At 63.2% G+C, this 19,507-nt stretch carries 20 protein-coding genes; 9 read left to right on the forward strand and 11 right to left on the reverse strand.

What is annotated here, in order from left to right:
* Positions 1 to 78 precede the first annotated feature (78 nt).
* A complete protein-coding gene (gene gpmA / locus QEP12_RS09975) occupies positions 79 to 822 on the reverse strand; it encodes a 2,3-diphosphoglycerate-dependent phosphoglycerate mutase (protein ID WP_174862912.1) in 744 nt (247 codons plus the stop codon).
* Positions 823 to 964: 142 nt separating this feature from the next.
* Between gpmA and QEP12_RS09980 the strand changes: the two genes are divergently transcribed.
* From QEP12_RS09980 to QEP12_RS09995, 4 genes are all read left to right on the forward strand, one after another.
* The gene (locus QEP12_RS09980; protein WP_174862913.1) at positions 965 to 1,372 is read left to right on the forward strand and encodes a rhodanese-like domain-containing protein; all 408 of its coding nucleotides are present in this window, start codon (positions 965 to 967) and stop codon (positions 1,370 to 1,372) included.
* 97 nt (positions 1,373 to 1,469) lie between these two features.
* Positions 1,470 to 1,727 (forward strand): glutaredoxin 3, encoded by a 258-nt coding sequence (gene grxC, locus QEP12_RS09985; RefSeq protein ID WP_174862914.1) that lies wholly within the window; start codon positions 1,470 to 1,472, stop codon positions 1,725 to 1,727.
* 120 nt (positions 1,728 to 1,847) lie between these two features.
* Positions 1,848 to 2,303, forward strand: coding sequence for a protein-export chaperone SecB (secB, locus tag QEP12_RS09990; RefSeq protein ID WP_219162645.1), 456 nt, complete (start codon positions 1,848 to 1,850; stop codon positions 2,301 to 2,303).
* A 112-nt stretch (positions 2,304 to 2,415) separates the two neighbouring features.
* Complete coding sequence (locus QEP12_RS09995) at positions 2,416 to 3,432, forward strand: NAD(P)H-dependent glycerol-3-phosphate dehydrogenase (RefSeq protein WP_174862916.1); 1,017 nt, start codon at positions 2,416 to 2,418, stop codon at positions 3,430 to 3,432.
* A gap of 117 nt (positions 3,433 to 3,549) precedes the next feature.
* Here the strand turns inward: QEP12_RS09995 and lysA are convergent, their stop codons facing one another.
* Entirely contained in the window at positions 3,550 to 4,797 is a 1,248-nt protein-coding gene (gene lysA / locus QEP12_RS10000) for a diaminopimelate decarboxylase (protein WP_284214133.1), read from the reverse strand.
* 146 nt (positions 4,798 to 4,943) lie between these two features.
* On the opposite strand from lysA, the gene QEP12_RS10005 reads away from it, so the two are divergent.
* Both QEP12_RS10005 and QEP12_RS10010 read left to right on the forward strand, forming a co-directional pair.
* Complete coding sequence (locus QEP12_RS10005; protein WP_219162642.1) at positions 4,944 to 5,879, forward strand: LysR family transcriptional regulator; 936 nt, start codon at positions 4,944 to 4,946, stop codon at positions 5,877 to 5,879.
* Between the two features lie 209 nt (positions 5,880 to 6,088).
* Positions 6,089 to 6,469: a hypothetical protein gene (locus tag QEP12_RS10010; RefSeq protein WP_174864216.1), complete on the forward strand. Its 381-nt coding sequence runs from the start codon at positions 6,089 to 6,091 to the stop codon at positions 6,467 to 6,469.
* Positions 6,470 to 6,512: 43 nt separating this feature from the next.
* On the opposite strand, the gene QEP12_RS10015 is transcribed toward QEP12_RS10010, so the two are convergent.
* Both QEP12_RS10015 and QEP12_RS10020 read right to left on the reverse strand, forming a co-directional pair.
* Positions 6,513 to 7,184 (reverse strand): tRNA-uridine aminocarboxypropyltransferase, encoded by a 672-nt coding sequence (locus QEP12_RS10015; RefSeq protein ID WP_219162641.1) that lies wholly within the window; start codon positions 7,182 to 7,184, stop codon positions 6,513 to 6,515.
* Between the two features lie 159 nt (positions 7,185 to 7,343).
* A complete protein-coding gene (locus QEP12_RS10020; protein ID WP_219162640.1) occupies positions 7,344 to 8,843 on the reverse strand; it encodes a sensor domain-containing diguanylate cyclase in 1,500 nt (499 codons plus the stop codon).
* Positions 8,844 to 9,017: 174 nt separating this feature from the next.
* Here QEP12_RS10020 and QEP12_RS10025 point away from each other — a divergent pair, with 174 nt between their 5' ends.
* Both QEP12_RS10025 and QEP12_RS10030 read left to right on the forward strand, forming a co-directional pair.
* On the forward strand, positions 9,018 to 10,850 hold the full coding sequence (locus QEP12_RS10025; protein ID WP_174864218.1) for a chorismate-binding protein: 1,833 nt from the start codon (positions 9,018 to 9,020) through the stop codon (positions 10,848 to 10,850).
* 89 nt (positions 10,851 to 10,939) lie between these two features.
* Positions 10,940 to 11,383 (forward strand): CBS domain-containing protein, encoded by a 444-nt coding sequence (locus QEP12_RS10030; protein ID WP_174864219.1) that lies wholly within the window; start codon positions 10,940 to 10,942, stop codon positions 11,381 to 11,383.
* A gap of 158 nt (positions 11,384 to 11,541) precedes the next feature.
* Here the strand turns inward: QEP12_RS10030 and QEP12_RS10035 are convergent, their stop codons facing one another.
* From QEP12_RS10035 to bioB, 5 genes are all read right to left on the reverse strand, one after another.
* Positions 11,542 to 11,901 carry a 5-carboxymethyl-2-hydroxymuconate Delta-isomerase gene (locus QEP12_RS10035; protein WP_219162637.1) on the reverse strand — a complete coding sequence of 120 codons (360 nt, stop codon included), beginning with the start codon at positions 11,899 to 11,901 and terminating at the stop codon, positions 11,542 to 11,544.
* Between the two features lie 34 nt (positions 11,902 to 11,935).
* A complete protein-coding gene (gene bioF / locus QEP12_RS10040; protein WP_284214134.1) occupies positions 11,936 to 13,159 on the reverse strand; it encodes an 8-amino-7-oxononanoate synthase in 1,224 nt (407 codons plus the stop codon).
* Between the two features lie 16 nt (positions 13,160 to 13,175).
* Complete coding sequence (gene bioD / locus QEP12_RS10045) at positions 13,176 to 13,850, reverse strand: dethiobiotin synthase (RefSeq protein WP_284214136.1); 675 nt, start codon at positions 13,848 to 13,850, stop codon at positions 13,176 to 13,178.
* A 556-nt stretch (positions 13,851 to 14,406) separates the two neighbouring features.
* Complete coding sequence (gene bioA, locus QEP12_RS10050; protein WP_284214137.1) at positions 14,407 to 15,738, reverse strand: adenosylmethionine--8-amino-7-oxononanoate transaminase; 1,332 nt, start codon at positions 15,736 to 15,738, stop codon at positions 14,407 to 14,409.
* A 688-nt stretch (positions 15,739 to 16,426) separates the two neighbouring features.
* Positions 16,427 to 17,422, reverse strand: coding sequence for a biotin synthase BioB (gene bioB / locus QEP12_RS10055; protein WP_284214197.1), 996 nt, complete (start codon positions 17,420 to 17,422; stop codon positions 16,427 to 16,429).
* A gap of 191 nt (positions 17,423 to 17,613) precedes the next feature.
* Between bioB and QEP12_RS10060 the strand changes: the two genes are divergently transcribed.
* Complete coding sequence (locus QEP12_RS10060) at positions 17,614 to 17,805, forward strand: hypothetical protein (RefSeq protein ID WP_284214138.1); 192 nt, start codon at positions 17,614 to 17,616, stop codon at positions 17,803 to 17,805.
* Positions 17,806 to 18,301: 496 nt separating this feature from the next.
* On the opposite strand, the gene QEP12_RS10065 is transcribed toward QEP12_RS10060, so the two are convergent.
* Complete coding sequence (locus QEP12_RS10065; protein ID WP_431308080.1) at positions 18,302 to 19,153, reverse strand: segregation and condensation protein A; 852 nt, start codon at positions 19,151 to 19,153, stop codon at positions 18,302 to 18,304.
* Between the two features lie 145 nt (positions 19,154 to 19,298).
* Positions 19,299 to 19,502 carry a DUF3460 family protein gene (locus QEP12_RS10070; RefSeq protein WP_174862919.1) on the reverse strand — a complete coding sequence of 68 codons (204 nt, stop codon included), beginning with the start codon at positions 19,500 to 19,502 and terminating at the stop codon, positions 19,299 to 19,301.
* Positions 19,503 to 19,507: the final 5 nt, after the last annotated feature.

The raw sequence follows: 19,507 nt of genomic DNA on the forward strand, positions 1-19,507 counted from the left end.
GACAAATATACACGGCGCTGCCTTGCCGGTGGTTGGCCAAGGGCCCATCCACCCGTAGGCAGGTAGGGTGTTACCGATTCAAGCCTTGCCTTGTGCGGCGACAGCTGCTGCAGCTTTGGCGGCAGCTTCGGCATCGCCCAGATAGTAGCTGCGGATGGGTTTGAGGTTTTCATCCAGCTCGTACACCAGGGGGATGCCATTGGGAATGTTGACCCCAACGATAGCGTCATCTGCAATATTGTCCAAATACTTGACCAAGGCGCGGATGGAGTTGCCGTGCGCGGCGATGACGATGCGCTTGCCTGCCTTGATCTGGGGGGCCAGGGTGTCGGTCCAGAACGGCACCACGCGTGCCACGGTGTCTTTGAGGCATTCGGTCAGCGGCACCTGCTCGGGGTTCAGCTCGGCATAGCGGCGATCGCTGCGTTCGCTGCGGGCGTCGGTGGGCTCCAGCGCTGGTGGCGGCACATCGTAGCTGCGGCGCCATTGCAGCACCTGGGCGTCACCATACTGCTTGGCCATGTCGGCCTTGTTCAAGCCTTGCAGGCCGCCGTAGTGGCGCTCGTTCAGGCGCCAGTCTTTACGCACAGGCAGCCAGGTGCAGTCCATCTCGTCCAAGGCGTACCACAGGGTGTGGATGGCGCGCTTGAGCACCGAGGTGTAGGCCAGGTCAAATTCGAAGCCTTCCGCCTTCAGCAGCTTGCCGGCCGACATGGCCTGAGAGACGCCGGTGGGCGTCAGGTCCACATCGGTCCAGCCAGTGAAACGGTTTTCAAGGTTCCAGGTGGACTCACCGTGGCGGATCAGTACGAGCTTGTACATGGCTTCTTTCTGCGCAAAAAACACAAAGGGATAAGGGCGTAGCCCGCTATTTTAGGCCGCAGGTGCACGCTGTACAGGGTGAGTTGTTCAGGGGGATGGCTGTGCCTTTAAAATCACCAGCTTTGCCAACCCAAGGACTGACGTGACTTTCATTGTTGAAAACTGGTATTTGATTTTGCTTGCAGTGGTCTCCGGTGGCCTGCTGCTGGTGCCAACGCTCAAGGGCGCGGGTGCTGGCTCGCTGCAGCCCAACGATGCTGTAGCCAAGATCAACCGCGAAAAAGCGGTCATCGTGGACGTGCGTGAGCCTGAGGAATATGTCAAAGGCCACATTGCAAATGCGAAAAACATCCCGCTGTCGCAATTGGACGAGCGCCTGCCCCAGGTCGCCAAGAACAAGGCTTTGCCGGTAGTGCTGGTGTGCGAAAAAGGCCCCCGTGCGGTGCGGGCACAGCAGCAGGCCAAGAAACTGGGCTACGACAAGGCCGAGGCTTTGGCGGGTGGCATGAAGGCATGGCGCGACGCCAATTTGCCGGTGACAAAGGCTTAAGGCTGCTGGATTAATTCAACTGTCCTACCATCAAGGGGTCTTATACAAGAGGCCCCTTTTTTGTGGCCGCTGTTTTTCGAAGAAAAGGATGACTGTCATGCAAGCCGTGAAGATGTACACCACCGCCGTCTGCCCCTACTGCGTGCGCGCCAAGCAAGTGCTCAAGTCCAAGGGTGTAGAGCAGATTGAAGAAATCCGCATTGACAGTGATGCCGCCGCCCGCGCGCAGATGATGGAAATCACGGGTCGCCGCACGGTGCCGCAGATTTTCATTGGCGACACCCATGTGGGCGGTCACGATGACTTGGTGGCTCTGGATGCCAAGGGAGAGTTGGTGCCACTGCTCAACGCCTAAGCTGATTATTTGCAGGCAGGTCGCGTGCCTGCATAATGGCTGGTTAAGGTGCCCGCTCTCGCAGCCACTGCAGAGCGGGCCTTTTTATGAACGCAGCTTTGCGCAAGAAAGACTGACACCATGTCCGAACAAGCCACTCCCGTTTTCCAGATTCAACGTGTCTATCTGAAGGACATGTCGCTGGAGCAACCCAATTCCCCCGGTATCTTGCTGCAGCAAGAGCAGCCCAATGTTGATATTCAACTGGGTGTTGAAGCCACACCCGTGGCTGAAGGCCTGTTTGAAGTGGCCGTGACCGCCACCGTGCAAACCAAGATTGAAGACAAGACCTTGTTCCTGGTGGAAGCCAAGCAAGCCGGTATTTTTGAAATCCGTAACATTCCCGAAGAACAAATGGGTGGCGTGATTGGCGTGGCTTGCCCCCAGATCATTTACCCCTACCTGCGTGCCACCGTGGCCGACATCGTGACCCGCGCAGGCTTTCCCCCTGTGCACCTGGCAGAAATCAACTTCCAAGCCATGTACGAGCAGCAAAACGCTGCCGCTGCAGCGCAGACAGAAGGCACCGTGCAGTAAGCCACTGTCACACTGCCAGCCTGTGGGCGTGCTACAAAAGAGGGTCCCGCGTGCGGGGCCTTTTTTTATGCTTTTTTGGCCGCTGGGCCAATACATATAAGCGCTAGAAGCTATGAATTTGATTGTGATTGGTGCCGGGGCCTGGGGCACGGCATTGGCCATTGGGGCGGCGCGGCACACGGCGGGGCACCATGTCACGCTGTGGGCGCGCAATGCGCAGCAGGTGGCGGATATGCAAGCCGCTGGCAGCAACGCCCGCTATTTGCCGGGCATGGCCTTTCCGCAAGGGCTGCAGTGCAGCGCGGCCCCTTTGGCCCAGGCGGTGCAGGGCATGGACCTCATCATCATTGCCACGCCCATGTCGGCGCTGCGCAGCACCCTGCAAGCGCTGGCCCAAGCCCAGGTGTCGGTGCCCGTGGCATGGCTGTGCAAAGGCTTTGAAGCCGTGCCTGCAGGCGGCAGCGGCGTGGGGCTGATGCCCCATGAAGTGTGTGCACAGGTGGCGCCCAGTTTGCTGGCCGGTGCTTTGAGCGGCCCCAGCTTTGCGCAGGAAGTGGCCAAAGGCCAGCCCACTTTGTTGGTGGCAGCCAGCCAACATCCCGCTGTGCGCCAAGCACTGCTGGCGGCTTTTCACACCGGGCCGCTGCGCCTGTACGCCAATGAAGACATTGTGGGCGTGGAAGTGGGCGGCGCTGTGAAAAACGTGATGGCGATTGCCGCAGGCCTGTGCGATGGGCTGGATCTGGGCCTGAACGCACGCGCGGCTTTGCTGACCCGGGGCCTGGCGGAAATGACGCGCCTGGGCGTGGCCCTGGGTGCCAAGCCCGAGACCTTCATGGGCCTGAGCGGGCTGGGCGATCTGATGCTGACCGCCACGGGCGATCTGTCGCGCAACCGCAAGGTCGGCCTGCTGTTGGCGCAAGGCCTGACGCTGGCGCAGGCCGTGGATTCGCTGGGCCACGTGGCCGAGGGTGTGTACAGCGCGCGCACCGTGGTGCAGCGCGCCCAGGCCGTGGGCGTGGAGATGCCGATCGCCGCCACGGTGGTGGAGCTGTTGGACGGCCACATCACGCCGCAGGCCGCAGTGCAGCGCCTGATGGCGCGCGATCCCAAGCAAGAGGGTCTCTAATAAGCCAAATCAGCCGCTGGCGCAGGTGCAGCAAGCGCTGACAGCTATGAAAGTTGCAAAAAAGGGAGCCTATCGACTCCCTTTGTTTGCCTGCTGCGCGCTGCGCTGCAAAAAGCTTTACAGGCCCAACTCCAGCGCCAGCAGCTCTTCCACCGTCTGGCGGCGGCGAATCAGGCGCACCTGCGCGCCATCGACCAGCACCTCCGCTGCCAGCGGGCGGGTGTTGTAGTTGCTGGACATGCTGGCGCCGTAGGCGCCGGTGTCGTGAATGACCAGCAAGTCGCCCACTTGCGCATCGCCCAGCGCGCGCGGCAGCACCACGCCGCCGTCGCCTTGGGTGAATACGTCGCCCGACTCGCACAGCGGGCCGGCGACCACACTGTCGCGGGTGACAGGCAGCACGCCCACGCCGCGGCGCTGGATGTGCATGCCGTGGTAGCTGCCGTACATGCTGGGGCGCATCAACTCGTTAAAGCCGGTGTCGACCAGCACAAAGTGGTTGCTGCCCGCGCCCTTGGTGGCGCGCACGGTGCCCAGCAGCACGCCGGATTCGGCCACCAAAAAGCGCCCGGGTTCAATTTCCAGCCCCAAGGGGTGACCGATGATGGCTTCGGCCTGCTTGCGTGCTTCGTTCCACAGGCCAAAGTAGTGCGCAGTGTCGATGGTGGCATCGCCTTCGCGGTAGGGGATGGACAGACCGCCGCCCGCCGAGATGGCCTGCAGGTCATGGCCGTGCTCTTTGGCGCGCTTGACCAGTGCCACCATGGCGCCGCACACCTCTTGCAGGTGGGAATAATCCACGCCCGAGCCAATGTGCATGTGCAGGCCCGCCAGGTGCAGACCGTGCTGGGCGATCGCGTCCAGTGCCGTATTCAGGTCGGTGTGCCAGATGCCGTGCTTGCTGTGCTCGCCGCCGGTGTTGGTCTTGTTGCTGTGGCCGTGGCCAAAACCGGGGTTGATGCGCAGCCAGACGTGGTGGCCGGGCGATGCCGCGCCCAACTGGTGCAGCATGTCGATGGAGCCCGCGTTCACCGGCACCTGGTGCTCGACCACGGTGGCCAGGGTGGCAGCGTCCATCACGTCGGCGGTGAAGACGATGTCTGAAGGCTCGCCCCCAGCCACGTAGCCCGCTGCCACGGCGCGCAAGATTTCGCCCCGCGATACCGCATCCACCTTCACGCCTTGCTCGCGCATGAGTTTGAGGATGTGGATGTTGGAGCAGGCCTTTTGCGCAAAACGGATGGTGTCAAACGCCTTAAGCTGGGCGATGCGCGCACGAATCACCTGGGCGTCGTACACCCACAGCGGGGTGCCAAATTCGTCAGCCAAATTCCACAGTTGTTCGGGCGAGAAAGAGCAAGACATAACTTTAATTTCCGTAGCTGCTAGCGCTTGTCCGGCAAGCGCTGGGGGCCTATGAGGGGGATAACTGCAGCCATCTTCTCTATTTTTTTGCATGCAGTCCAATGCTTCTTTATCAAAGTACTATTCACTTTGGATATGCTTTGGGCATGCCGCCCCCCCCCCTTTCTCCCAATCCGGAACGCATTGGCCATCGCCATATTGAAGTGTTTCGTGCCCTGATGCTGGCGGGCAGTGCCACGGGTGCAGCGCAGCTGCTGTTTACCTCGCAACCCACGGTCAGTCGTGAGCTGGCGCGGCTGGAGCATTTGCTGGGCTATGCGCTGTTCGAGCGCAGCCAAGGCCGCTTGCGCCCCAATGCCCGTGCCCTGCGGCTGTGGGATGAGGTGGAACGCAGCTGGGCCGGGCTGGATCGTGTGGTGGAACACGCCATGGCGCTGGGCCAGCCCCACCATGCCAGTTTGAGCGTGCTGAGCATGCCCGCCTTGAGCCACGCTTTGCTGCCCGGTGCCTTGGAGCGCTTGCAACGCAACCACGGTGAGGTGGCGGTCAGTGTGGCCACGCAAGACGGCCCGCTCCTGCAAGAGTGGATGTCTGCCCAGCGCTTTGACCTGGGCCTGAGCGAAGTGGCCGAGCCACCGCCGGGCACGCGCATGCGTTCCCTGCCCGCCATGGATGAGGTGGCGGTGCTGCCTGCACAGCACCCGCTGGCCGCCAAGCAGGTGCTCAGTGCGCAAGACTTTGAGGGGCAAGCGTTCATCAGTCTGGCGCGTGACGATAGCTACCGTATGCAGATTGATGCGGTGTTTGCCCAGGCAGGCGTGCAGCGCAAGATGCTGCTGGAAACGCTCAGTGCCGTGGCGGTGTGTGCCATGGTGCAGCACGGGCTGGGTGTGGCGATTGTCAATCCTCTCACTGCGCAGGCCTGTGCAGGCAGCAGCTTGGTGGTGCGGCGGCTGGCTTTTTCCATTCCGTTTCAAGTGCATATGCTGCTGCCCTTGCACCGACCCGCAGTGCCTGAGGTGGACTGGCTGGTGCAGGCGCTGGAGGAAACCGCGCACACGGTGCGTGCGCCGCAGGCCTGATCCAGCCTTTGGTGCCCGTGCAAAGCGGGCTGTGGGCCTTCGTTGGATGGGCCAAACTGCTGACCACCGACGTTCTCAATACCCGTGATACCTTGGAATTGCTGGACGTGGCGAGCGGTGTTCCCGCTGCCCGCCATGGAAAAGATGTGGGCAGCAGTGGCCCAGTGGTCACGCGGCGCTGCGCATGTGGCACAGAAAGGGGTTTTTCTATGATTTTTGAATTTGCGGATTCTGAAGTATCCCGCTGCGCTTGCAAGGATGGCCGTTTGCAGCTGCATTTTTCAGCAGCACGGCTGCGCGATGCGAATGACCCACGGGCGGATACGGTCTGGGCCCCGGTGGTGCTGACGGCCGAGCACGCAGAGCCTTGGGAGGCCTTGGACACCTCGGCATGCATGGGGCGTCTGCGCCAAGGCTTTGTGCTGCACGCCAGCCAGCGCATTCAGAAATTGCCCCTGCCTTGCGAACTGCAAGGGGTGGTGACCATGGAGCTGGAGTTTGCCCAGGGGGGCGTGGTCCATGTGCGCTGCGATGGGCTGTCGATTCACCCTTTGCAGGGGGCAGACAAGGTAGGGGCTTACCAGTGCTGAGGCGCGCTCAGAGGCCTTTGCCCTAGGTGGCCAAGGGGCGCCCTCAGACCTCTGGAGGCTGCACCTTGGCGCGGTGTTGCGCTTGCAACTGCTGGTGGTGGGCCATGGCGTGATCGAAACTTTGCATCAGCGCCCGCCATGCCGGGTGGCAGTCACTCCAGCCGTGCAGCTGGGCCAGTGCCAGCGCTGCGGCTTCAAAACTCGAGAGTTGCCCCGGCGCATGGGCTTTGCGAATCACATAGCGGCCCGCAGGCACATCGTGCAGCGCAAGGCGTGGCAGCTGCTGCAAGGCGGGGTTGAGGTAGAGCATTTTGCGGCTTTTGCGCCAGGTGCCATCCAGCACGACCAAGCGCAGCTGCTGCGGCTGCGCAAGCCATGCCCCCGGCAGTGCGGGAGGCGCGAGCAGCGGCAGCTGTGGATCGGGCGCAGTGGCGGGGTAGAGCAGGGCGGTGTGCACCGGGGCATCTGCTGCTTGACCGGGCCAGGGAGCATGCAGCCACTGCTGCAAGTCAGCTGCCGCAAAAACTTCTCCTACTTCCAGGCGGCTGCCTGCTACGCATTGGTGCAGCAGGCGCGCCGTGTTTTTGGCGTGCCCTACTTCCAGCGGGTGCTGCAGCACCAGCAGTTGCACCGGACTGGCTACGGTGTGGATGCAGTGGCACCAGCAGGCCTGCAAGGGGCGCAAACAGGTGGGGCACAAAGGGCGTGGAGACAAAGCGGTAGCTGTAAAAGTTGATAGCTGATAGCGCTTGTCTGGTAAGCGCTGGAGGCTGATTTTGCTTGAATTTTTCAATCCGCCAGTCGCATGCATATGCCCTTGGCTTTGCGTGGGTAGCGCGGCTGCCAAGCCCTGCGGTGGCAACGGGCTGCCGACTCAGCCTTCGCTGGAAGGCGGTATGCGCCGGTCGTGCTCGGAAGACTGGAAAAAGTGGGTGCGTGACTGGTAAAAGCGCACTTTCTCGGCATACATGGCCTGGTCTGCGCGGTGCACCACATTTTCGATAGGCGTGCCCTCATGGCCGGTGGTGGAGCCCATGGCCATGTGGATGGGCTGGCCGGCGTAGAACTGGTTGTTCAGCTCCAGCAGTGAGGCTATGCGCTCTTGCATGGCCTGAACACCGCGTTCGTCCGTGCCGGGCATCAGCACCATGAACTCATCCCCGCCGATGCGTGCAGCGCAGTCGGGCGCATCCACGGCTTTGGACAGCACTTCGCCAATGCGCCGCAGCATGGCGTCGCCCGCCGCGTGGCCATGCTCGTCATTGATGGCCTTGAGGCCATTCATGTCCAAGGCAATCACGGAGACCGGCCACGGCCCTTTGCGTGTCAGGCGGTTGAGCTCTTCCGAGTAAAAAGCGCGGTTGCGCAGCTGGGTCAGCACATCGTGCTTGCCTAGGTATTCCAGGTACGCCTCGGCTTTTTTGCGGGCGGTAATGTCCACCAGCGATAGCAGCACCAGCCCCCAGTCGCTGGCATGGCTGGACATCACCGAAAACTCCAGGTGAATGTGCAGCAGGTCACCGGAGAGCGCGTAGTTCACCACCTCGCGCTGCTGCACCAGCTTGCCGTCCCACAAATCTTGCAGCTGCTCGGCAAACGAGTTGTACATCTCGCCACGAAAAATTTGGCGCAGGTTTTGCATCAGCTCATGCTTGCTGTGCGCGCCAAACATCTTGAGGGTTTGCTGGTTCACGTCGATCACGCGGATTTCCTGCATGCAGCGCGTCACAAACTCGGGGTGCACTTTCAAAAAGGTCTTGAAATCGCTGATGCCGCGGCTGCGCACCTCGTCGAGCAGGCGTTTGACTTCCCGGAAATCCTCCACCCACAGGGAGACGGGCGAGTATTCAAACAAATCGCGGGCGTAGTGCTCGCTACGCTGCAACTGCTCGGTGCTTCGCACTTCGGCGGTGATGTCTTCCAAAGAGACTAGGACACGGCTCCAGCAGTGTTCATAGCCGGGCAAGATCTGACCCCGGATCTGCACGTTGAGCGGATTGCCCCGCAGGTCGTAGTTGATGGAGCGGTTTTCAAAGCGCATCTGCCCATCCCACAGCGCCAGCAACTCGGGCATGAGCTTGTCGAGCATGGCGTCCCGAAACACTTCGCCCAAACGGCTTTGCAGCGTGGCCTGGTCGGGGGCTTGAAACAGCTCCAGCGTGTACTGGTTGACGCGCAGCACTTTGAAGGCGGCGCTGCAGCGCGCCAGCCGGGAGGTGTCGGCTTGCAGGAAGGCCAGGAGATCGGTGATGCCTTCGGCACGCCATTGGTCAAACAGCCGTTTGAGTTCGCTGTAATCTTCCATCCACAGCGAAACTGGCGCGAGATTGAACATGTCCTCAAAGTCCAATCCAGTAGCAAGCGAATCCGTCATTGTGCACACCTCCGGCGCAAATTATTGCCGACTTCCTTCGGCAGGGCCTGAGGGCGCGCAAGTCTGGCGCTGAAAAATGCGCGGGTTGTGCTGCAGTGCGTGGCGTACTTTTGTGCAGTGCTTCGCGGCAAGCAACCCAGGTTTAGTGCGCATCTCGCTATGCTGGTGACCTGTATGACAGCCATTGTCCCCGCCACCGCGTATGTCGATATGAGCCAGCCCCTGCGGGCTGGCACGGAACGCCTGCGCCACGCTTTTTCCCATCCCCGCGCAGTCCTGCAAGCACACACGCCGCAGGCGCTGCAAAACCTTTTGCAGCAAGTGGAGCAAGCAGCCCGCACCGGTGCCTGGTGCGTGGGGGGCTTGCGCTATGAGGCGGCCAGTGCGTTGAATGCAGCATTGCCTACCCAGCCTGCCGCAGCGCCTTTGGCGTGGTTTGCCGTGTTTGATGGGCCCCTGGATAGCGCTCCTGAAAATGATGGTGCATGCCAAGCCACGCCTCCGCTAGCCTGGGAAAGTGGCTTGAACTATGCGCAGTTTGAAACAGTGATCGAGGCCATCCACAGCGGCATTGCACAAGGCAACTATTACCAAATCAACTTCACCCAGCAGTTGCACGGCCATGCCTCTCAGGCGGTGGATGGCGCAGCGTTGTTCGCTGCTTTGCAGCAGGCACAGCCGGGTGGTTATGCGCTGTATGTCGACATGGGGGCTGAGCAAGTGGCCTCGGTCTCCCCCGAGCTGTTTTTTGACTGGCACCAGCCCGCCACCGGCAGCGGCGACATTTTGACCCGGCCGATGAAGGGCACTGCCGCACGCGGCGCAACGTCTGCACAAGACGCCGCGCAGGCGCAGCATTTGCAAACCTCGGTCAAAGAGCGGGCCGAGAACGTGATGATTGTGGATTTGCTGCGCAATGACTTGGGCCAGATGGCCGAGGTGGGTAGCGTGCACGTGCCCAGCTTGTTTGATGTGCAGGCCCTGCCCAGTGTGTGGCAGATGACGTCGGATGTGCGCGCACGCTTGCCCCAAGGCACCTCGTTGCTACAGGTGGTGAAAGCCTTGTTTCCTTGTGGCTCTGTCACGGGTGCACCCAAGCGGGCCGCCATGCAGGCCATTGCTGCGCTGGAGGCCGAGCCGCGTGGCTGGTACTGCGGGGCGCTGGGGGTGGTGCATTCGGACGGCGCAGGCGGCATCCGTGCCACCTTTAACGTGCCGATTCGCACCGTGGTGGTGCAGGGCGAGGCCAGGCAAACGCTGCGCTGCGGTATTGGCAGCGGCATCACTGCCAGCGCGCATGCGAAGGGGGAATGGCAAGAATGGCACGCCAAGCGTGCATTTGTGGAAAGAGTGAGCATGAGCTTTGAAGTCATCACCACCCTGGCGCTGGAAGCAGGACACTTTCGCCACCTGCCTTGGCATGTGCAGCGTCTGCAAGCAGCGGCGCAGCATTTTGGCTACCCCTTCCACGACGCGGCTTTGCAGCTCACCCTGCAGCACATCCAAGCCACCCACCCCAGCGGTGTGTGGCGCGTGCGTATCGCCTTGGGCAAGAACGGTTTGTTCGACAGCCGGGTGGAGGTGTGCAGCCCTGCGCCGCCACTGGCGTATCTGCAATTGGCGCCTGCCCCTTTGGCAGAGGCACACAGCGAGTTTGTGCGCTTTAAAACCAGCCGCCGTGCGCATTACGAGCGCTTTGCACCGCCGCCCCATCTGCTGGACACCGTGTTGTGGAACGAAGCGGGCGAAATCACCGAGGGCACGCGCGGCAATGTGGCGGCGTGGATCGATGGGCAATGGGTGACGCCTGCGCTGCACTGCGGTTTGCTCAACGGCGTGGGCCGTCAGGTGGCGCTGGCTGAAGGCCGCCTGGTGGAGGGGGTGATCCGCGTGGCGGATATTCCCCATATTCAGCAGTGGGCGTTTATCAACAGCTTGAGAGGCTGGGTGCCGGCCCAGATGGTTGCTGCGCCGCAAAGCGGCGATGGCGATGGCGAGGGCGGATGACAGCCTGATGGGTGGAAAGCCCTGTTGCACTGCGCACAAGGACAGGCTGAAATGCAAGCACGCATATGTTTTTTGCAGAGAGGTGTTTTATGACCACAGTTGCAGAGATTCTCAAATCCAAGGCAGACCCTGCCGTTTATGCTGCCGCCCCATCGGATACGGTGTATAGCGCGTTGCGCTTGATGGCTGACAAGGGTATTGGTGCCCTGCTGGTCAAAGAGGGGGACACGATTGTGGGGATCTTCACCGAGCGTGACTACGCACGCAAAGTGGCACTGCTGGGGCGTACGTCTGACCAGACCCGTGTGCGCGATGTGATGACCGATGCCGTGTTGTTTGTGGAGCCTTCTCAGACCACCGATGCGTGCATGCAACTGATGACTTCCAAACGCCTGCGCCACTTGCCCGTGATGGACGGCGGGCAGCTGGTGGGCCTGATCTCGATTGGTGACCTGGTCAAGCAAATCATCTCGGCACAGCAGTTCACCATTGCGCAACTGGAGCATTACATCCACGGTGGCGTGCATTCGTAGCGTGTGAAACAGGCGGCAGCCCTGCACACAGGGCATCAAAAAGGCCATGGTCGTTGGACCATGGCCTTTTTTGCGGGAGCACGTGGCGCTCAACGTTCAGTGCTCAGAGCGCCTCGCCCGGGAGCGAAGTAGCGCAGCCGGGCAGGTTGGGCGCATCCTTACAGCTTGCCCTTGAAGTAGCTGGGCTTGTCCATGTCCACAATGTCTACGCTCAACTGCACCTGCAGCCCGGCTTGCGCAGGAATCTCTGCTTTCAGCACTGCAGCCAGGCGGTCTGACAGCTCTTTCTTCACTTCAGCCGTGCGCCCGGCCATCAGGCGCAGTTCCACGTGGGCAAAGGCGCGGCCTGCGTTGTTGCGACCAATTTGGTAGCTGCTCAGCGCGGCAATACGGGCTTTGACATCGGCTTCATCGGCCACGGTGGGGTGGTCGCAGACGGCGTTGGTCAGTGCAGCCATCAGCGTGGTTTCGTTGATGCCTTGCAGGTTGTTGGTGTATTCCACGGTCATGTGGGGCATGGTGTTCTCCTGGTTGTGGTGTCAAATTTGGCGCTCATTGTGCCTCGACCGGCGGCATGGAATCGGCCAACACCCCCAAGGCATGCACGAGGGCGGCCACATCCGCAGCCGTGTGCGCGGCCGACAAGGCGATGCGCAGGCGCGCCGTGCCCGTCGGCACGGTGGGCGGGCGGATGGCGGGCACCCACAGGCCGCGCTGGCGCAGGCCCTCCATCAGCGCCAGGGCGGCACCGTTGTCGCCGATGACCAGCGCCTGGATGGGCGTGTCCGAGGGCAGCAGGCGCCAGCCGGTGCGCGCCAGCAGCGGCTGCAGCCCCGTGCGCAGCTGCTGGATGCGGGCCTGCAGCTGCGCACGCAGGGCATCACCGTCTTCGATGACCCGCAGGCTGGCCTGCAGCGCGCGCGCCAGCAGGGCCGGCGCGGCCGTGGCGAAGGTGTAGCTGCGCGTGGTCTGCAGCAGCCATTCGATCAGGTCTTCGCTGCCGGCCACCAGTCCGCCGGCCGCACCAGCGGCCTTGCTCAGCGTAGCCATGTACAGCACGCGCGGGCTGGCGTGGGCGCCCGTCAGACCGGCGGCGGCCAGACTGCCCCGGCCCTGCGGGCCGCGGATGCCCAGGCCGTGCGCGTCGTCCAGCATCAGCAGGGCGTCATGGCGTTCGCACAGGGCCAGCAGGCCGGGGATGTCGGCCACATCGCCATCCATGCTGAACACGGCATCGCTGACCACCAGCTTGCGTGCGCAGGGGCTGGCCGCCAGCAGCGCCTCCAGGGCGGCCAGGTCGCCATGCGGGTAACGCTGGATGCTGGCGCGCGACAGGCGGCAGCCGTCGATCAGGCTGGCGTGGTTCAGCGTGTCCGAAAAAATGCCATCGCCCGCACCGACCAGGGCCGGGATGACGCTGGCATTGGTGGCAAAACCGGCATAGAAGTACAACGCGCGTGGCAGTTGCAGGAACTGCGCCAGATCCTGCTCCAGCGCCGCATTCGCCGTGCTGTGGCCGCTGACCATGGGCGAGCCGCCCGAGCCGACGCCAAAGTGCAGCGCCGCGTCGCGTGCGGCCTCGATCAGCACCGGGTGCCGGGCCAGGCCTAGGTAGTCGTTGCTGCAGAACTGCAGCATGGGCTGGCCGTTGACGGTGATGTGTGCACCCTGCTGCGGCGCCACGGTGCGGCGGGTGCGGCGCAGTTGCTGGGCATCCAGCGCCGCCAGCTGCCGGGGCAGGGCCTGCAGCCAGGAGGTGGGGGAGAGGGTGTTCATGGCTGGGAAGGAGGAGTCATTGCCACGCCGGGGGCAGTTGGACGGGGACGGAGAGCGCATCGGGCTGCGCTTGCCAGGGAAGGTCGGCCAGCAGCGGTGCACCCAGGTGCTGGCGCAGGTAGGCCAGGTTGGCTTCGGGTTCGCGCATCTGCGGATCGACGCGGCTGGCGATCCAGCCCGCCAGCGGCAGCCCGCTGGCGCGGATGGCATCGGCCGTCAGCAGGGCGTGGTTGATGCAGCCCAGCCGCAGGCCGACCACCAGCACCACCGGCAACTGCAGCGCCACGGCCAGATCGGCGATGCGCAGGTGGGGGGACAGCGGCACCTGCCAGCCGCCTGCGCCTTCCACCACCACGGCATCGGCCTGGGCCGCCAGTTGCTGGTAGGCCTGCAAGATGGGCGCCAGCTGCACGGTGACACCCGCGCGTTCGGCGGCGATGTGGGGCGAGACTGGGTCGGGCAGCAGCACCGGGTTGTCCAGCTGCGGCGGCACCACTAGGGTGGAGGCCGCGCGCAGCGCCAGGCTGTCCTCATTGGCCCAGCCGCCCTGGCCATCCGGCTCGGCGCCGGACGCCACCGGCTTCATGCCCACCACTCGGCGGTGGTGCCGCGCCAGGGCGTGCAGCAGGGCGCAGCTGGACAGGGTCTTGCCGACGCCGGTGTCGGTGCCGGTGACAAAGCAGGCAATCATGGTTGGGGGCTCCTGATCAGTGATTTTTTAGGTGGGGTGTGGTTGATTTGACGGCAGGGGCCGGGAGTTCGTCCCTGCGGCCGAGTGACTTTCTTGTCCGCGACAAGAAAGTCACCAAAGAAGCGCGTCTGCCGACGGTTGTCCGGCGGAACTCGCTGCGCGCCTGTGGCGCTACGCTCACACAGCCGCCGGAAATCAGAAGGACATCATTGCGGTGCGCGACGCTTGCGCGCGCACGGGTGGCGCTGTGCCTCTTTACGTCTGCATGCTTCGTCACAGCGCTGGCTTTTCCCGCAGGCCTGCCGCAGCTTTGCTGCGAGACAGGTCTGCCATCGATGGCCTGACTTGCCGTGGCTGTTTGAGCGCAGCGCACCAGCGCGCAGCGAGTTCCACGGCAGGAATTGCCGAGCGCATCTTTGGTTCCTTTCTGGGCGCCACCAGAAAGGAGCTCGCCCGCCGGGGCGAAATCCCGGCCTCCGCGCTTGGATAGACCCACTTGTCCATGAAAGAAAACACGCTGCTTATGCATCTTTTAGGCCTCTAGCGCTTGATGCACCTACGCTGACAGCTCTGCTTCTTGCAGCAAGCAGTCCTCCAGCGCTGCCAGCGCCTGGGTTGCAAGGTGCTGTACCTCGTCGGCATCCAGCACATACGGCGGCATGCAGTACAGCGTGTGGCCGATGGGCCGCAGCAGCAGCCCACGGGCGCGCGCGGCGGCGTGGTAGCGCTGGGTAAAGTCGGGCAGCGCCGTCTCCACATCCCAGGCCCAGACCATGCCCATCTGGCGGGCGTGGCGCACGCGCGGGTGGGCGTTGAGCGGGGCGAAGGCGGTGGTCAGCTGCGCCGCCAGCGCGCGGTTGGCCTGCAGGGTGTCGAGTTGCTCGAACAGCTCCAGCGTGGCCAGCGCGGCGCGGCAGGCCAGCGGGTTGCCGGTGTAGGAGTGCGAGTGCAGAAAGGCCCGTGCCGCCTCGGTGCCGTAGAAGGCCTGGTACACGGCGTCGGTGGTCAGCACCGCCGACAGCGGCAGGGTGCCGCCGGTCAGGCCCTTGGACAGGCAGATGAAATCCGGCGTGATGCCGGCCTGCTGGTGAGCGAACAGGCTGCCCGTGCGGCCAAAACCGGTGGCGATCTCGTCGACCACCAGGTGCACCTGGTAGCGGTCGCACAGCGCACGGGCCTGGCGCAGGTAGATGGCGTCGTACATGGCCATGCCGGCGGCGCACTGGATCAGCGGCTCCACGATCAGCGCGGCGGTCTGGGCGTGGTGCTCCTGCAGCCAGGCTTCCAGCGCCGCAGCGGCGCGCCGGGCCACGTCGGCCGCAGTTTCACCCGGCGGGGCCGCGCGCGCATCGGGGCTGGGCACGGTGGCGGACAGGCGCACCAGGGGCGCATAGGCGCTGCGGAAGATGGGCACGTCGGTGACGGACAGCGCCCCCACGGTCTCGCCGTGGTAGCCCCCGGCCAGACCGACAAAGCAGTTTTTTTCGGGCCGACCGACGTTGCGCCAGTAGTGGGTGCTCATCTTTAGTGCCATTTCGGTGGCCGACGCGCCATCGCTGCCATAGCTGGCATGGCCCAGGCCGGTCAGCACGGCCAGCTTTTCCGACAGCTCTACCACGGCCGCGTGGGTGCAACCGGCCAGCATGACGTGGTCCAGCTGCTGCAGCTGATCGGTCAGCGCGGCACGGATGTGTGGGTGGCTGTGGCCGAACAGGTTGACCCACCAGGAACTGATGGCGTCCAGGTAGCGGTGGCCTGCGGTGTCATACAGCCACGGCCCCTGCGCACGTGCGACGGCCAGCAGGGGCTCGGTCTCGTGCCGCTTCATGGGGGTGCAGGGGTGCCAGACGGCCGCGAGGCTGCGGGTGGCGAGGTCAGAGGGGGTCATTGCAATAACTCCTGAACGTGTGGCGAGATGCATGCTTGAGCCGCTTGGTTGTAAAAAGTAGAGCGGTTGACGCTGGTTGGGATTGGGGTGGATGGCTGAATGGCTTTGAACTTTTGGGGATGCTTTGCGGGCTTTTTCGACGGATGCCGGGAGTTCGCCCCGGCGGGTGACCTCCTTTCATTTGTCTCGCCAAATGAAAGGAGGTAAAGCAAAGGCGACTCTGCCGAGCGCTTTGCCGTGGAACTCGCTACGCGCCGCAGGCGCTGCGCTCAGACAGCCACGGCAAGCCAGGTGGCGGGTGGCAGTCCTGTCTCGCAGCGCTGCTGCGACAGGCCTGCGGGAAGAGCCAGCGCTGTGACGAAGCATGCAGACGTAAAGAGGCACAGCGCCACCCGTGCGCGCGCAAGCGTCGCGCACCACAAGGATGTCCTTCTGATTTCCGGCGGCTGTGTGAGCAGAGCGACGTAGGCGCGTAGCGAGTTCCGCCGGACAGCCGCCTGCCAGGCTCGCCTTTTCTTTGGTCACTTTCTTTTGGCGAAGCAAAAGAAAGCGACTCGCCCGCCGGGGCGAACTCCCGGCCTCTGCCCCTGCATGAGGAATGGACGTCAGTCCATGGGCGGATGCAAACCAAATCAGCGTCAAACCCACTACCTACCGTCGCAATCAGCTCCTCTTTTTCAAGCGATCTTCATTCCGCCGTGGTCGTGGTCTTCAGCCCCTGCAGCCCCAGCTTGCGCAGCAACGTGGTGTCGGCTTCCACATTGGGGTTGCCCGTTACCAGCAGCTTGTCGCCGTAGAAGATGGAGTTGGCGCCTGCCATGAAGCACAGCGTCTGCACGGCTTCGCCCAGTTGCTGGCGGCCGGCCGACAGACGCACGCGCGCGGTGGGCATGGTGATGCGGGCCACGGCAATCACGCGCACGAAGTCCAGCGGGTCCACCGGTTCGCTGTCGGCCAGCGGCGTGCCGGGTACACGCACCAGGCTGTTGATGGGCACAGACTCGGGGTAGGGGTTCAGATTGGCCAGCTGCGCGATCAGCCCGGCACGGTGCACCGGCGCTTCGCCCATGCCGATGATGCCGCCGCAGCACACGCTGATGCCTGCGCCGCGCACGGCGGCCAGGGTGTCCAGGCGGTCCTGGTACTGGCGGGTGCTGACCACGTCCTGGTAGTACTCGGGCGCCGTGTCCAGGTTGTGGTTGTAGTAATCCAGCCCCGCCTCGCGCAGCGACTGGGCCTGGTGGGGCTGCAGCATGCCCAGCGTGGCGCAGGTCTGCAGGCCCAGGCCTTTCACCGCGCCGATCAGCGCGTTCATCTTCTCAATGTCGCGGTCTTTGGGCGCGCGCCAGGCGGCGCCCATGCAAAAACGGGTGGCCCCGGCATCCTGCGCGGCCTTGGCGGCGCGGGTGACTTCCTCCACGCTCATCAGCTTTTCGGCTTTCACGCCGGTGTCGAACTCGGCCGCCTGCGGGCAGTAGCCGCAGTTCTCGGGGCAGCCGCCGGTCTTCACCGACAGCAGCGTGGCCAGCTCGATCTCGCCCTCGGGCCAGTGCTGGCGGTGCACGGTCTGGGCGCGGTACAGCAGTTCCATGAAGGGCAGGTCCAGCAGTTGCTGGACGGCCTCGACCGACCAGCGCTGGTGACCGCTGTCGGTGACGGGGGCGGCAGGCTGGTGCCAGTGCATGGGCTGGGCCACGGGGGGGGCGCAAGTCTCGCTGGGGTGGGACATGGGAATGGTTCCTCGAAAAGCCTGCAAGCAGGGATGCCATTCATTGTCAGCACAAAAAAATCGATTGTCCGCAGCGAAAAGTTGGTGGCTGGGTTTGGCAGGAGATGCTGTGGATTGGGTTAATTTTGGCGGTTGAATAAAGGAAGTTGGCTGGTTTTGCAGGGGTTTTGTCAGCGGGCTTTGGCTTTTGTGTGCAACGTGCAGCGATTGGCGCTCAATTGCAGGGAGTGGACGTGCCGCAGTTGCATCAATTGCTGCAGAAAGGCGGCATTTATCGGCATGAATTGGCAGTAGTTACGGTTTTTTGGCAAAAAAAGCCAAAATATTTTGTATTGTGAAATGAAAAAAACTGCAGCCACTGAAAAACAGTGCTTAAAAGTTGAGTGAATCTATGGGGAATGGCGGTGTGGTGCCGGGGTGTTGAAAAACCATAGCTGAAGGCGTAGGTCTTGCAAGGTATGCAGCCTGTTTGGATGGTGACTGCGCGGCACCGATAGGGGCTGGGTGCGCGTCACCAGGCCGACAAGGCCTGGCGGTCTTGCGGGGCGGCGGCGGGAATGGCGCCATCAGCGCCGCAGCAGCAGGGTGCGGTGGGGGGCGCCCAGGCCGGCCCAGTTTTTCCGGCAACCAGGTGGTGTGGCGATGCCCCGTGCAGGAGTGCACGGTGAACCGTGGGGCGGGCCGGAGTTCCTGGTGGCCGCGCGCAGCACGGCGCAGTGTGCAACGGTGTCCGGGTAGAAGGGGTCGGTGGGCCGTCTTGCGGAGGCGGCGGGAGGGGCGATGCCCGACGGAGCGCTGCGCGGGCCAGTACCTGGCCTTTCGCCTTTGGGCGCCTCAGTCGCGCTCGTACAGCTCTTCTTCGAGTTCCAGCGGGGCGCTGGCGGTTGTCGCGGCCGGGCGGTAGGCCAGGCGCACGTAGATGGGGGCGTAGGCCTCGGCCTGGGTGATTTCGATCAGGGTTTCCTTGCCCAGCTCCAGCAGGGCAATGAAGGTGACGACCAGCACGGTGCTGCCCTTGCTGGGGTCGAAGATGCGTTCAAACTCCACAAAGCGCTGGCCTTGCAGCTGCTTGAGGATCTGGCTCATGTACTCGCGCACCGACAGCTCTTCGCGCGTGATGCGGTGGTGCTGCACCAGCTTGGCGCGCTTGAGGATGTCGCGCCAGGCGGCTTGCAACTCGCCCACCGCCACATCGGGAAAGCGGGGCTGCAGGCTTTGCTCGATGTGCACCTGGGCCTTGAGGAAATCGCGCCCGTACTGCGGCAGAGTGTTGATCTGCTGCGCGGCCAGCTTCATCTTCTCGTATTCGAGCAGACGGCGCACCAGCTCGGCGCGCGGGTCTTCGGCCTCTTCCTCGCCCTCTTTCTTCTTGGGCGGCAGCAGCATGCGTGACTTGATCTCGATGAGCATGGCTGCCATCAGCAGGTACTCGGCCGCCAGCTCCAGGTTGCGGCTGCGGATCTCGTCCACATAGCGCAGGTACTGCTGGGTCACCGCCAGCATGGGGATGTCGAGGATGTTGAAGTTCTGCTTGCGGATCAAATACAGCAGCAAGTCCAGCGGACCTTCGAACGCCTCCAAAAAAACTTCCAGTGCATCCGGGGGGATGTACAGGTCGTTGGGCAGCTTGAACAGCGGCTCTCCGTACAGACGCGCCAGTGCCACCTGATCGACCACGGTGGGCATCAGGTCTGGGCTGTCCGAAGCCGCCGTAACAGGCAGCTCGGATTGGGCGTTGTCAGAAGCGCTTTCGCTCATGCAGCTTAATAAATAAGAGCGCCCAGCGCTTGTATATCAAGGGCTGGGCCATAAAAACACTGCTAATACGTAATCAGTGGTTGGACTGGTACACGTAGGGTTGCTGGGCCACACGGGCTTGCTCGGAGTCGGCTTGCACTTCGTAATTCACCTGTTTGTCCCACAGCAGGGCGCGACCAGCCAGTTGCTGGGCTTCGAGCTGGGGGTTGTCCTTTTTCATCTGGTTGATGAAATCGGTGGCATCGGATGTGTAGTGGGGGCGGGCAAAAATAGACATGGACT

Origin of the sequence: Comamonas jiangduensis (assembly GCF_030162955.1) — a bacterium.
Taxonomy (GTDB): Bacteria; Pseudomonadota; Gammaproteobacteria; order Burkholderiales; family Burkholderiaceae_C; genus Comamonas; species Comamonas jiangduensis.

Coding starts and splice junctions, on each gene's coding strand:
- QEP12_RS10030 (WP_174864219.1), top strand. CDS start 10,940: ATGACCACAGTTGCAGAGATTCTCAAATCCAAGGCAGACCCTGCCGTT.
- QEP12_RS10070 (WP_174862919.1), bottom strand. CDS start 19,502: ATGTCTATTTTTGCCCGCCCCCACTACACATCCGATGCCACCGATTTC.
- bioF (WP_284214134.1), bottom strand. CDS start 13,159: ATGAACACCCTCTCCCCCACCTCCTGGCTGCAGGCCCTGCCCCGGCAG.
- lysA (WP_284214133.1), bottom strand. CDS start 4,797: ATGTCTTGCTCTTTCTCGCCCGAACAACTGTGGAATTTGGCTGACGAA.
- gpmA (WP_174862912.1), bottom strand. CDS start 822: ATGTACAAGCTCGTACTGATCCGCCACGGTGAGTCCACCTGGAACCTT.
- secB (WP_219162645.1), top strand. CDS start 1,848: ATGTCCGAACAAGCCACTCCCGTTTTCCAGATTCAACGTGTCTATCTG.
- QEP12_RS10005 (WP_219162642.1), top strand. CDS start 4,944: ATGCCGCCCCCCCCCCTTTCTCCCAATCCGGAACGCATTGGCCATCGC.
- bioB (WP_284214197.1), bottom strand. CDS start 17,422: ATGCACTGGCACCAGCCTGCCGCCCCCGTCACCGACAGCGGTCACCAG.
- grxC (WP_174862914.1), top strand. CDS start 1,470: ATGCAAGCCGTGAAGATGTACACCACCGCCGTCTGCCCCTACTGCGTG.
- QEP12_RS09995 (WP_174862916.1), top strand. CDS start 2,416: ATGAATTTGATTGTGATTGGTGCCGGGGCCTGGGGCACGGCATTGGCC.
- QEP12_RS10020 (WP_219162640.1), bottom strand. CDS start 8,843: ATGACGGATTCGCTTGCTACTGGATTGGACTTTGAGGACATGTTCAAT.
- QEP12_RS10035 (WP_219162637.1), bottom strand. CDS start 11,901: ATGCCCCACATGACCGTGGAATACACCAACAACCTGCAAGGCATCAAC.
- bioD (WP_284214136.1), bottom strand. CDS start 13,850: ATGATTGCCTGCTTTGTCACCGGCACCGACACCGGCGTCGGCAAGACC.
- bioA (WP_284214137.1), bottom strand. CDS start 15,738: ATGACCCCCTCTGACCTCGCCACCCGCAGCCTCGCGGCCGTCTGGCAC.
- QEP12_RS10010 (WP_174864216.1), top strand. CDS start 6,089: ATGATTTTTGAATTTGCGGATTCTGAAGTATCCCGCTGCGCTTGCAAG.
- QEP12_RS10065 (WP_431308080.1), bottom strand. CDS start 19,153: ATGCCCACCGTGGTCGATCAGGTGGCACTGGCGCGTCTGTACGGAGAG.
- QEP12_RS10025 (WP_174864218.1), top strand. CDS start 9,018: ATGACAGCCATTGTCCCCGCCACCGCGTATGTCGATATGAGCCAGCCC.